At 53.7% G+C, this 11,506-nt stretch carries 12 protein-coding genes; 8 read left to right on the top strand and 4 right to left on the bottom strand.

What is annotated here, in order from left to right; translation table 11 throughout:
* The first annotated feature begins 8 nt into the window (after positions 1 to 8).
* Positions 9 to 524 (top strand): SprT family zinc-dependent metalloprotease, encoded by a 516-nt coding sequence (locus EYC87_RS12935; protein ID WP_279253253.1) that lies wholly within the window; start codon positions 9 to 11, stop codon positions 522 to 524.
* Between the two features lie 6 nt (positions 525 to 530).
* Here EYC87_RS12935 and EYC87_RS12930 read toward each other — a convergent pair whose 3' ends face one another.
* The 3 genes from EYC87_RS12930 to EYC87_RS12920 form a co-directional block, all read right to left on the bottom strand.
* The gene (locus EYC87_RS12930) at positions 531 to 1,013 is read right to left on the bottom strand and encodes a hypothetical protein (RefSeq protein WP_279253252.1); all 483 of its coding nucleotides are present in this window, start codon (positions 1,011 to 1,013) and stop codon (positions 531 to 533) included.
* 61 nt (positions 1,014 to 1,074) lie between these two features.
* On the bottom strand, positions 1,075 to 2,082 hold the full coding sequence (locus tag EYC87_RS12925) for an AraC family transcriptional regulator (protein ID WP_279253251.1): 1,008 nt from the start codon (positions 2,080 to 2,082) through the stop codon (positions 1,075 to 1,077).
* Between the two features lie 3 nt (positions 2,083 to 2,085).
* Positions 2,086 to 3,258 carry a GGDEF domain-containing protein gene (locus tag EYC87_RS12920; RefSeq protein ID WP_279253250.1) on the bottom strand — a complete coding sequence of 391 codons (1,173 nt, stop codon included), beginning with the start codon at positions 3,256 to 3,258 and terminating at the stop codon, positions 2,086 to 2,088.
* Positions 3,259 to 3,384: 126 nt separating this feature from the next.
* Between EYC87_RS12920 and EYC87_RS12915 the strand changes: the two genes are divergently transcribed.
* The 4 genes from EYC87_RS12915 to EYC87_RS12900 are packed head-to-tail and all read left to right on the top strand — an operon-like array spanning position 3,385 to position 7,303.
* Positions 3,385 to 4,560: an acyl-CoA dehydrogenase family protein gene (locus EYC87_RS12915; RefSeq protein ID WP_279253249.1), complete on the top strand. Its 1,176-nt coding sequence runs from the start codon at positions 3,385 to 3,387 to the stop codon at positions 4,558 to 4,560.
* Positions 4,561 to 4,590: 30 nt separating this feature from the next.
* Positions 4,591 to 5,364 carry an SDR family NAD(P)-dependent oxidoreductase gene (locus EYC87_RS12910; protein ID WP_279253248.1) on the top strand — a complete coding sequence of 258 codons (774 nt, stop codon included), beginning with the start codon at positions 4,591 to 4,593 and terminating at the stop codon, positions 5,362 to 5,364.
* Between the two features lie 10 nt (positions 5,365 to 5,374).
* Positions 5,375 to 6,508 (top strand): CaiB/BaiF CoA transferase family protein, encoded by a 1,134-nt coding sequence (locus EYC87_RS12905; RefSeq protein ID WP_279253247.1) that lies wholly within the window; start codon positions 5,375 to 5,377, stop codon positions 6,506 to 6,508.
* A 12-nt stretch (positions 6,509 to 6,520) separates the two neighbouring features.
* A complete protein-coding gene (locus EYC87_RS12900) occupies positions 6,521 to 7,303 on the top strand; it encodes an enoyl-CoA hydratase/isomerase family protein (RefSeq protein WP_279253246.1) in 783 nt (260 codons plus the stop codon).
* 253 nt (positions 7,304 to 7,556) lie between these two features.
* On the opposite strand, the gene EYC87_RS12895 is transcribed toward EYC87_RS12900, so the two are convergent.
* Complete coding sequence (locus EYC87_RS12895) at positions 7,557 to 7,808, bottom strand: hypothetical protein (protein WP_279253245.1); 252 nt, start codon at positions 7,806 to 7,808, stop codon at positions 7,557 to 7,559.
* Between the two features lie 92 nt (positions 7,809 to 7,900).
* Here EYC87_RS12895 and EYC87_RS12890 point away from each other — a divergent pair, with 92 nt between their 5' ends.
* Genes EYC87_RS12890 through EYC87_RS12880 form a run of 3 tightly spaced genes read left to right on the top strand, consistent with a single transcriptional unit; the run spans position 7,901 to position 11,468 of the window.
* Positions 7,901 to 8,842, top strand: a complete 942-nt coding sequence (locus EYC87_RS12890) for an MBL fold metallo-hydrolase (RefSeq protein ID WP_279253244.1) — start codon at positions 7,901 to 7,903, stop codon at positions 8,840 to 8,842.
* Entirely contained in the window at positions 8,839 to 9,588 is a 750-nt protein-coding gene (locus EYC87_RS12885) for an alpha/beta hydrolase (RefSeq protein ID WP_279253243.1), read from the top strand. Before EYC87_RS12890 ends, EYC87_RS12885 begins: the two co-directional genes overlap by 4 nt.
* Positions 9,585 to 11,468 (top strand): TIGR00341 family protein, encoded by a 1,884-nt coding sequence (locus EYC87_RS12880; RefSeq protein ID WP_279253242.1) that lies wholly within the window; start codon positions 9,585 to 9,587, stop codon positions 11,466 to 11,468. Before EYC87_RS12885 ends, EYC87_RS12880 begins: the two co-directional genes overlap by 4 nt.
* Positions 11,469 to 11,506: the final 38 nt, after the last annotated feature.

Genomic DNA, 11,506 nt, shown 5'->3' with positions numbered 1-11,506 from the left:
ACCATCCCGTGATAGAACCCATTGATAACAGCCAACAAAGGCAGGTGCTGGCGCGAACCGAGCACTTTATTGTTACCGCAGAAGAAGCCCTGGAGCGGGGCTTTGACCGTATCCCGGTGCTGTTTGACCTGAGTGGAACTACCGCCGGCATGTTCAGGGCCCATGGGCGGCAAAGGGAGCTGCGCTACAACCCGTGGATTTTCTCCAAATACTGGGACGTCAACTTTCAAGAAACAGTGCCTCACGAAGTGGCGCACTATATCGTCCATGAGGTCTATGGTTTCCAAAAGGTGAAGCCACATGGGGAAGAGTGGCAGGCCTTGATGCATTATTTTGACGCCGACCCGACGGTCACCTTCAAGGCCGACCTTGAGGATATCCCCCAGCGCCGGCAACGAACGCACGCTTATCGATGCGATTGCCGCGATCATGAGGTTTCAACTACCAGGCACAATCGAATGCTAAGTGGCAAAGGGAGCTACCTCTGTCGTTACTGTAACGGCGGTTTGGTCTACTGTGCCTGAATCGGTTCAGATATCGAGCTCCAGTTCTATTCCGCTGTAGGTATTGTCTTCTGCCAGTAATTCGCCCACCTGATTGATGACCGCTCGGTTTGCGTTGAGCCCGAGTTTATTGACCAGATATTCCTTGGTCGCCACGGCGCGGTCCTGGGCGAGGTCACGCAGTTGCTCCTGACTTATTTCCATGTTGGCTGTGACCGTATCCAAATGCTCGCTGAAACTCACCTCCTCAGAACTGTCTTTGGTCAGCATTAGGTAGCGTTTACTGACGGCACTCATGTAGTCCGGTCCGCGTTGGGCGATGTCTTCCTGGGCAATACCTTGGGCGAGTAGCTCTGCATCCAGCTGCTTTCTGCGCAGATGACTCAGATCCGATTCCAGATTAAGTCGTCCAGAAATAATCAGGGTTAAGCCGGGGCGCTGGCCCAGCGCCTCGCAGAACTCGCTGCCAGCGCGCGGGTAAAGATTTTTAGCACCTAGTGACTCCGCCACAGACTTAGAGAATAACTATAGCCAATCTAGAGGTAATCTCTAGCTTGAGTGCAACTTTTGACTAGAGTCCCTTACGATAAGTGTAGGGAGTGACCCCCGTCCATCCTTTAAAAGCACGGATAAAAGCGGAGGATTCGGAAAATCCGGCGCGGTGGGCAATTTCTTCAATGGACAGACCCTGTTTGCCGAGGAAGTGCAGGGCGGTATCCCGGCGCACCTGACTTTTTACCTCCTTAAAGGTCGTGCCCTCAGCAGACAATCTTCGGCGCAGGGTTTGCGGATGAACCTCCAGCATGGCAGCCACGTCGTTTAGCTCTGGCATGTTCACCAGGTTTTGGTGAACCAGTTCCCTGACCTGCGATGTCCAGCTGTTCCGGTCGTAGGTTTGGGTTAACAGCATCAGCACAGGATGGCGTAAAAAATGGCGCAGAGATTGCTCTGTCTGTTTAATTCTTCGATCCAGCATCGCAGATGACATTACCAGCTGTGAGTAATCTTGTTCAAAAACCACCGGATTACCCAGGAACATGGCGCGGTAGTCCTTCAGTTGTGCCGCGGCCGGATAGGCGAGGTCCACCTGTTGCAGGGGAACGTGTTCCTGTATTAACCAGCTGGCAAAGCGATGGGCGTTGAACATGAGCAGTTCGATCATGTAAGGGTCATGTTTAGCTTGTTGCTCAGTGTTTTCCACTCGCAAGCGCGCTTCATTTGCCTCGATGATGAGGTGGGGATTAACCCCAAACTCGAACAACTGGTAAAAGCGGCAGTAGCGTGCCATCGCCTGGCCAAGTGTTTCGCAGCCGAGAACCGCATGACACATCATTGTCCAGCAGCCAATGGGCATGCGCCTGGAAGCGTAACCCAACGCTTCGTCGCCCATAGCAAGCATAGTGTTGACTTGTAAGTCGGCGAAACGCTCAGCGGAAATTCGTGCATCATCCTCGAGCAATAGTCGCGGCGAGATTCGAGTTTTTCGCAACAGGCTAACGGGGTCGAGCCCCTGTGAGACGGCGTTTTTTAAGACTGCCCTGGCAAAATAAACCGACACTGAGAAGTCGCGTAATGGCAAGGGCTAGATTTCCATACTGTCGTTACTGAGATGTACGGGTTTATTCTCGACAGATGCCACTCTATTGCGGCCACCACGTTTGGCGAGGTACATGGCCTGATCTGCCTCTTGGGAAAGCTCGTCGAGATTAAACTCGCCACTCGCACTGGCGACGCCCAGGCTGATAGTCACCGGGATACGATGTTGGTCAACGACCAAGGGACGTTCACCTACTGCCTGACGAACCCGCTCTGCCAGTATGCGAGCGGATGCCGAGTCAGTATCGGCAAGAATGATCAGGAATTCTTCGCCTCCGGTGCGCGCCACCACATCGCTCTCACGACATAATCGCTCAATCATGCTCGCGACCAGCTGGATAACATGATCGCCCGTCTCATGACCAAAACTGTCATTCACCCTCTTGAAATAATCGATGTCAATCATAATGGCTGAGGTGGGCAGGCCATGGCGGCGGGCATGGGCGATGCTTATTCGCAGCGCATCTTGCAGGCCTCGCCTGTTGAGCAGCCTGGTTAGTGGGTCTTCAGTGGCAAGGTGAGACAGATGCTGTTGGTATTCGATCAGCACGCTGGCTAGAAAGCCAACTGCCACCAGCACATAAGCCCAGCTGTGGGCACCAAAAGCGATGATCTGACCCAGATTACTGTCGCCGCCTATTGAGACCTGATAAAGCGCGATGGGTGTGCCTACGACCATCAGCAGTGCCGCATAGGCGATGACCATGTCGCCGACATTTTTTTCTCGCAGGCTCCGCAAGGCGCTTAGTATTCCGGCAGCGGCAAAAAACAGTGTTGCCAGCGATATCTGGGTTGCGAACATGAGTTGGGCGGGCAGGAAGAAGACGCTGAGGCATCCGAGCAGGCAGACTATGCCCAATAAAATACGACCTCGCTGGTTTCCTGAACGCTGCCCCGCGGCCATGAATAGAATGTAGCTGTTAAGTATTGCTGCGACGGCAGGAACATCTACTGCCAGCGGCGCGGCAGCTTCTTGTTGCAGGGTAAACGCAATCCAGCCCAGCAGAGCTGCCATGAAATAAACGGAAAACAGCCCCAGTCCTGCCGGCGGATTGCTTGAATCGCTCAGTACATAGACAACTAGCATCTGCGCCAGAGTGATCGAAAAAATCAGTCCAAGATGCAGTACAGCCCAGTTTTCAGGAAAAATTTGTTCCATGCCTGTGTCAGCTCAAATCGCTGTTAGTTCCAGTCAATTAATTTGTCGGGGGCGGTCATTGTTGACCGAATGGTGGCTCACCATACTGTTCGCCGAATTCCACAGCGATCTTTGAGGTCCCCCATTATGCTGTCCAGAGATTTTACCGAAGAGCAAAATATGTTCCGCGATGCCTATCGCAAATTCCTGGCAGCAGAGATTGTGCCACATATGGAGGATTGGCGTGAGGCTGGAATTGTAGATCGTGAAGCTTTTCGAAAAGCGGGTGAACAGGGTTTCCTGATGATTTGGCCAGAAGAACGCTACGGAGGCATGGGAGACGACGATTTCCGCTTCGAGCAGATTATCATCGAAGAGACTAATTATGCGCGGGTAGGTGACTGGTTTAACAGTTTACACAGTCGCCTCGTAGGCCCCTACTTGACTCGCTTTGGCAGCGAAGAGCAGTGCGCACGTTTCCTGCCCAAGTGCGCCAGTGGTGAGTGTGTGCTAGCAGTGGCGATGACTGAGCCCGATGCCGGTTCTGATCTTGCCGGTATGAGAGCGTCAGCGAACGAGCAAGACGACCATTGGGTGCTGAATGGCTCCAAGACTTTTATTTCCAATGGCATTAACGCTGACCTGGTCGTTGTAGCGGCTAAGACCGACCCTGAGAATGATCCCCATCACATGACTTTGTTTCTAGTGGAGCGGGGAATGGAAGGTTTTGAGCGGGGCCGCAACCTGAAGAAAATGGGTATGAAGGCTCAGGACACTGCAGAGCTTTTCTTTAACGACGTGAAAATACCCAAAGATAATGTGCTTGGTGAGCCGGGCAAGGGTTTCTATTACCTGATGATGGGCCTGGCCGAAGAGCGTCTGTTAGGCGCAGCGGGCTACCTGGCAGGTGCCCAACTGTCCTGGGATCTGACGGCTGACTATGTAAAAGATCGCAAAGCTTTCGGTAAGCCCGTCGCTGTATTCCAAAATACCCAATTCAAATTGGCCGAAATGCGAACCGAGCTGGACATTGCTCAGGTTTATGTCGATCAGTGCGTAAAGTCGTTTAACGGGGGCAGTTTCACGGCGGTCGATGCAGCCAAAGCCAAGCTTTACACCAGCGAATTGCAGGTGAAAGTGGCCGAGCTGGGCGTGCAGCTTCACGGCGGTCATGGCTATATGGACGAGTACCCGATCAGCCGTCAGTACACCGATGCGAAAATATCGACGATTTATGCTGGTAGTTCCGAGATCATGAAACTGATTATTGGCCGGGACTGCCTGGGGGATGACTACGTTCCCTTTAATACGCGAAACTTTTAATACGACGTTTAATACTGGAGGAAAACCATCATGGATCTGCAAGGCAAAGTAGCAATAGTCACCGGGGGCGCATCGGGTTTGGGACGCGGCACCGCAGAGGCTTATGTCGCCAAGGGCGCCAAAGTCGCAATCTTCGATATGAACGAAGACAACGCCAAAGAAGTCATCGACCAGCTGGGTGCCGACAGTGTGGCGTTTTGGAAGGTGAATGTCGCCGATGAAGACTCGGTCAAAGATGCAGTGGCGGGCGTAGTAGAAAAGTTCGGTGCATTGCATATTTGCAATAACTTTGCCGGTATCGGCAACGCTTGTAAAACGTTTGGCAAAAAAGGGGTTTTCCCCTTGGACCAGTATCAGTTTGTTATTAATGTAAACCTGGTCGGCACATTCAATGTGTCTCGTTTTGCTGCAGAAGCGATGAGCAAGAACGAAGCGTTTAATGCCGACGGCGGTCGCGGAGTGATTATCAATACCGCATCGGTGGCAGGCTATGAAGGACAGGTAGGGCAGGTCGCTTACTCGGCTTCAAAAGGCGGCGTTATTGGTATGACGGTGCCTATGGCACGAGACCTGGCCAGCTATGGCATTCGGGTCAATACCATCGTACCCGGTCTGATTCATACGCCACTGTTTGAAGCTTTGCCTGAGCAGGCCTATCAGTCGCTGGAGTCATCAGTGTGTTACCCACCGCGCCTGGGTCAGCCCTCTGAAATTGCACATCTGTCGGTGTTCATCGCGGAGAACGATTACCTCAATGCTGAGTGTATCCGTCTCGATGGTGCTATCCGTATGCAGCCTCGCTAAGGAGAAGCCTATGGGACCCTTGAACGGCTACACGGTTTTGGAACTGGCGGGCATCGGTCCCGCTCCTATGGGCGGCATGATTTTGGCTGACATGGGCGCGGAAGTGATTCGCATCGATCGTGCTGGAAATGCTCCTGGGCTGCACATGAAAGACGTCAGCACCAGAGGCAAGAAGTCTGTAGCGCTCAACCTCAAGGACCCTGCGGGCATAGAAACTCTGCTGCGCATGGTCGAGAACGCTGACGTGTTCATCGATCCATTCCGGCCTGGCGTCTGTGAAAAGCTGGGTATTGGTCCGGATGTGTGTCTGGAACGCAACCCCAAACTTGTTTTTGCTCGCATGACCGGTTGGGGGCAGAACGGACCGCTGGCGCAGGCTGCAGGCCACGATATCAACTATATATCAATCACTGGCGCACTTTACGCCATGGGCAGAAAGGGCGAAAAGCCGGTGCCGCCACTGAATTTGGTGGGTGATATGGGCGGCGGCGGTATGTTGCTGGTCAACGGTGTATTAGCAGCCCTGCTTGAGTCAGCCAACTCTGGCAAGGGGCAAGTGATCGATGCGGCCATGGTCGACGGTGCTGCGCAGCTCATGTGGATGTTTCATGGCTTCGAAGCTATGGGCATGTGGGATGCAAGCCAGCGGGAATCCAATTTGCTCGACGGGGCTGCGCATTTCTACGATAGCTATGAATGCGCCGATGGCGAGTATATTTCTATTGGGTCTATAGAGCCCCAGTTCTATGCACTGCTTAAACAGCATGCTGGCTTGTCTGAGGAAGACTTTGGCGATCAAAATAATGCCGAAAAATGGCCAGAGATGAAGGCAAAGATCACAGAGGTATTTAAGCAGAAGACTCAGGCCCAATGGTGCGAAATCATGGAGGGAACCGATGTCTGTTTTGCCCCTGTTCTCAATTTTATTGATGCACCCAGTCACCCTGCAAACGTTGCGCGCAATGCCTATATTGAAGTGGATGGCGTAACCCAGCCTGCGCCGGCTCCTCGTTTCTCTCGCACACCTTCCGAAGTCCGCAACGGAGGTTCCGCTGCTGGCGCTGATACAGAGACGATACTCGCGGAGATGGGCTTTTCTGAAAATGAAGTTGATGAACTCAAGAATGCTGGCGCTATCAGTTAAGGGAGTAAACAAATGAGTAGCTATGAAACGGTAACGATTGAACGACGTGGTTCAGTGGCCATAGTTACGATGAACCGACCACAGGTATTGAACGCCTTTGATCAGGTTTTGCGTCGTGACTTGCTGCTGGCTGCCCGTGAAGTGAACGATGATGACACAGTGCGCGTTGTCATTCTCACTGGCGCTGGCAGAGGTTTTGGTGCCGGTGCCGATCTTGCGGAATCTAAACAGGAACACTGGCGGGTTGAGGATGAACTGAACCTGGAATATAAGCCATTGTTGATGGAAATCACGAATGCCCCTAAGCCCTGGATCAGCGCAGTTGCGGGCCCTGCTGCGGGTGTTTCAAGCGCCTTTGCGATGGCGTGTGACCTGATGGTGATGGCTGAGACTGCTTATATCTACCAGGCGTTTGCCGCGATCGGGCTGGTGCCAGACGGCGGTGCCACCTGGCATTTGGTGCGCACCCTGGGCAGCAAGCGGGCTTACGAAGTGATTGCTACAGGCGAGAAATTGAGTGCAGCAAAGTGCCTTGAGTGGGGGCTTTGTAACCGGGTTGTCGCCGCTGATGGATTGCTTGATGCGACGCTGGCCTGGGCCGAAGAGTTGGCGGCGAAGGCTCCGCTTTCACTGCGCTATGCCAAACAGGCAGTTAATCAGGCGGCGGAAGCAAGCCTGGCCCAGACAATATCAGATGAGGCAGCGCTGCAAAGCATATGCGTTGCCAGTGAAGATTCGCAGGAGGGCGGCGCTGCGTTTCTGCAAAAACGTGAGCCGGTCTGGAAAGGGCGATAGCGGGACCGTCGCCCACTTTTCAAGCGGGCGCGGGTTTGTCCGAATGACTTATCCCTGACTGCAGCGGCCCTCCTGGCGGCTGCTGGTTCCGCTCTTTCTACTGCATTGACCTGACTGGTAGCAGACTCACCTATTACCTCTGCCTGTGGGCTTTCTTGCTCATTCAATGTGGCGCTACATCGAGCCTGAGACAGGATTCACGCAAGCGTCCACCCGGCGATTCTCTTGTTAGGGTAGCAAGCGCAACCTGGCTTTAGATTTCCTGAAGGCGACTCTCAGGAGAGATAAGCGTGCAGAAATCCGGCTTATCCGCTACAGCATCGTTCAACTGTCGATCGCAGAGTGCGATATCGCCAGGTCGACTATCGGTGATGTCTATCGCTGGGACGTCATCTATTCCAGCCGCACACAAAGCAGGCCCGTTGGTCGGTAAATTAGAGGACAGGGCCCACAACACAAAGACAGCGCAGGCAAGCAAGTGAGTTGAGAGGAAGAGATCTTTCATTGAGGTTTTGTTCAAATCCCGGCTCATTGTGAGTCATAATGCTAGTGTTGCCGCCGTTGGTGCCGCGGTAGAGCTTCTCAGGAGAGCAGCACATGGAACAACGCCTCACCGAAGATTTGGGCTTCGGTATCACTCGAATTGACGCAGGTTACGTGAAGCCCGGTTTCGCGTGTTTTTACCTGCTCGAGAGCGCAGGGCAGTTTGCAGTCATAGAGACCGGTACTGTGCACAGCGTGGATATGCTGGAGCAGGTGCTACAGGCACGCGATATCAGCAGGGATCAGATTCGCTATGTCATTCCTACTCACGTGCATCTTGATCATGCCGGCGGCGCCGGTTTGATGATACAGCGCTTCCCAGAGGCGCAGTTGTTGGTCCATCAACGGGGCGCTCGCCATCTGGTCGATCCGTCGAAACTGGTGGCCGCGTCGCGCCAAGTTTATGGTGATAGCCTGTTTGAGCAACTCTATGGTGAGATTGTGCCAGTGCCAGTGCAAAGAGTGACTGAAGTGGCAGACGGAGAAAGTTTTCAGTTTGGCGAGCGTATTCTGCTGTTTCGCGATACTCCCGGACATGCTGACCATCACTTTTGCGTTTGGGATGAGATTAGCCAAGGTTGGTTCAGTGGTGATGTTTTTGGTACCTCCTACCGCTGGTTTCGAACTCCGGGTGGAGATTTTTCGATGCCAGCGACAACGCCCAGCCAGTTTCGGCCTGAGGCGCTGAAAGCTTCTCTTGCCGTTCTTGCCGAGCGCAACCCGCAGCGAATTTACCTTACCCATTTCTGTGAACTGCGTTATTCGACGCAATTGCAGGCGTCATTGCTGGAGCAGATAGACGATTATTTAACGTTGGCGCGCCAATACGAGGCAAATCCTGAGTATCTGGAAACGGCGATTGTCGATTATTCGCTTGGGCGGGTGCAGGCATTGAATCCCGGGCAGGACATGAGCTTCATGCGTGAACATTTTTTTCCAGACGCCCAACTTAATGCCAAGGGATTAATTGTGTGGCTGCAAAAGGAGTCGGCATGAAACTTGAACGAGGTAATGACGAGCATATTGCTTATGAGCATTTCGAAGGCGCCGGTCCCGGCATTGTCTTTCTGAGCGGCTTCAATTCAAACATGCAGGGTGACAAGGCGGTTGCGCTTGACGCCTGGTGCCGGCAATCGGGTAGGCAGTTCACACGTTTCGATTATCAGGGGCATGGTGACTCCAGCGGAAAGTTTGAAGATGGCAGTATTGGTCGTTGGATTGATGATGCTCTGGCTGTGCTGGATGAAGTCGCCAGCGGTCCGCTGGTGCTGGTCGGTTCTTCCATGGGCGGTTGGATCATGCTGCAGGTGGCGCTGGCTAGGCCTGACCGTGTTATCGGCTTGGTGGGTATCGCCGCCGCGCCAGACTTTACCGAGGCGTTGGCTCATGGTGGTCTTTTGCCAGAGCAAATGCTGCAGCTTGAGCTTTCGGGGTCTTGTGCCATTGATAATTGCTATGATGACGGAGACTCTTACCTGATTAGTAAAACCCTGTTGGATGAGGGCAGGGAACACTGCCTGCTAGAGCGGGAATTTATCGCGATCGATTCGCCGGTAAGATTGCTGCATGGTCAGCGAGATGAGGATGTGCCCTGGAATCGTTCCCTGTTGTTGGCAGAAAAACTTGCGAGTGAAAACGTCGAGCTGCAGCTTGTCAAGGATGGTGACCATCGGCTTTCTCGCCCCCGTGATCTGCAGCGCTTGTTTGCTACCCTGGAAGCACTATTGGGAGACCTTGATTGAGTGCAATAGAAACCGAAGCATTTTTCCTGCTGCATGATTCCAGCTTTGAAACAGAAAGAGCGTCTTCGTGGCTGCAGGATTCGTCAATTGCGCTAGTACCGTTTTCCGATAGGGACAAGTTAGCCGACAACAGTCGCGTGCTTCTCTGGTTAGGGGATGAACAGATTCGTGACCTGGCAACGTTGGCGCTGCAACGACAATGGCAAATTGGTTTGTTACCCCATCCGGATGCGCGGCAAGCCTGCGCCGCGCTGGGCGCCAAGGGCGACCCTGCACAGCTGTTGGTGCACTACGCCGCGGTAGAACCTGTCGGTGCAGATGCGCTCTTTTGTAATGGTGAGCTGGTATTTTCCTCAGTGGTTATCGGCTCGGTACTGTCATTACGGCCCTACGACATTAACCGGCCACAAACTACCTGGAGCCTTTTACGCGGCGCCCTCAAGGGCTTGGGGCAACTGAGCCTGGGCAGCTATAAATTGACCACTGCCAAAGACCAGGGGGTCAGTCTAGCAGCGCTGGGAATGGTGGCGGTTGCTCATACCCAGAGTTCTCTGGTGGGCAGGCGTTTCGACGAAAATCTGAGTATCGCCGATGGACGCGTTTCCTTGCTTGCCATTGCGCCTCGCAGCATTCTTGCTTACCTATGGTTTATGTTGCACCTGATCATGCCCGGCAGAATTAGTTTGTCGGCGTTACCAGGCTCCCTGGCACTGGTACAAAGCCAAAGACTGCACCTGGAAGCGCAAAGCGGTTTTGAATACCTGCTCGACGGCAAGCCTGTTCATGCTGCCGAACTGGAGCTTGTCGTTCAGCCAGAACGGCTTTGCCTGCTGCCTGGTCCCGCGCTGGTAACCCGGGAAGACGCCAGCGTAAGTAATAAAGAGACTCTGCGCCTGAATCATGTGCCCGTAGATAGCGCCGCTCGTGCTCTGATCGGCAAGCACCTGCCGTTGTTTAATCATGCCAGCGAAGATGAGTATCGGGAGCTTTTTGTTTCACTTCGCGATAACGCAACGCCTTCATCCTCATTTCAGGTGCTGATGGTGCTGTCGGTAATGTTGGCCCTGGCAGGTATGTACGCGAACTCTGCTCCAGTGATCATTGGTGCGATGATCCTGGCACCGCTGATGGCGCCCATTGTTTCTCTTGCGATGGGGCTGGCGCGCTCTGAGCCTAATCTTATTCGGGGTTCGGTTAAAACGCTGGCAGTTGGCACTGCCTGGGGCCTGGGCTGCGCGGTGTTGCTGGCCTGGCTCATGCCCTTTGACATCGCGACCGACGAAATGAAATCGCGCATGTCACCCAACCTGTTGGACTTGTTTATTGCAGTAATATCGGGTGTCGCCGGGGCGTACGCTCACGCCAAGGACGAAATAGCGAAAAGCCTTGCTGGTGTCGCCATAGCCGTCGCCCTGGTGCCTCCGCTGAGTGTGGCCGGCATCGGTCTTGGCTGGGGAGACTGGGATATGGCGCGGGGGGCATTATTGCTACTGACCACAAACCTGGTAGGTATTTCTCTGGCGGCCAGCGCTACTTTTCTTGTACTGGGCTTTGCGCCGTTTACACGGGCGAGTCGCGGTCTGGCAGTCTCTCTGATGATCGCGGCCATAGTCAGTGTTCCCTTATATATCGCTTATGATCACCTTATCGAACGCAGCCGCTTGCAAGAACGGGTGCCTGCTGGCGAATTCCAGTTGCTGGACCAGACGGTTCAAGTCGGTGAGGTGACGGTAACACTGGCCAATCCTCTTCTGGTATCGGTGGTCGTGAGTTCAGCTGAAAGATTGGAAAACACCCATCTGGATGAACTCAAACGTATGATCGGTGAACAATTAGACAGAGAGATATTGTTGGATGCGCAGCTCAATATACGACGTTGATAATCATCGCGCTTTCACCGGCCCAGACGTGCAGTGTG

Source organism: Candidatus Seongchinamella marina, from assembly GCF_026262685.1.
Classification (GTDB): domain Bacteria; phylum Pseudomonadota; class Gammaproteobacteria; order Pseudomonadales; family Halieaceae; genus Halioglobus; species Halioglobus marinus.
The sequence above is the reverse complement of the archived record's forward strand: the minus strand, read 5'-3'. Positions and strand labels throughout refer to the sequence as shown.

Coding starts and splice junctions, on each gene's coding strand:
- EYC87_RS12920 (WP_279253250.1), bottom strand. CDS start 3,258: ATGGAACAAATTTTTCCTGAAAACTGGGCTGTACTGCATCTTGGACTG.
- EYC87_RS12915 (WP_279253249.1), top strand. CDS start 3,385: ATGCTGTCCAGAGATTTTACCGAAGAGCAAAATATGTTCCGCGATGCC.
- EYC87_RS12910 (WP_279253248.1), top strand. CDS start 4,591: ATGGATCTGCAAGGCAAAGTAGCAATAGTCACCGGGGGCGCATCGGGT.
- EYC87_RS12905 (WP_279253247.1), top strand. CDS start 5,375: ATGGGACCCTTGAACGGCTACACGGTTTTGGAACTGGCGGGCATCGGT.
- EYC87_RS12900 (WP_279253246.1), top strand. CDS start 6,521: ATGAGTAGCTATGAAACGGTAACGATTGAACGACGTGGTTCAGTGGCC.
- EYC87_RS12895 (WP_279253245.1), bottom strand. CDS start 7,808: ATGAAAGATCTCTTCCTCTCAACTCACTTGCTTGCCTGCGCTGTCTTT.
- EYC87_RS12890 (WP_279253244.1), top strand. CDS start 7,901: ATGGAACAACGCCTCACCGAAGATTTGGGCTTCGGTATCACTCGAATT.
- EYC87_RS12885 (WP_279253243.1), top strand. CDS start 8,839: ATGAAACTTGAACGAGGTAATGACGAGCATATTGCTTATGAGCATTTC.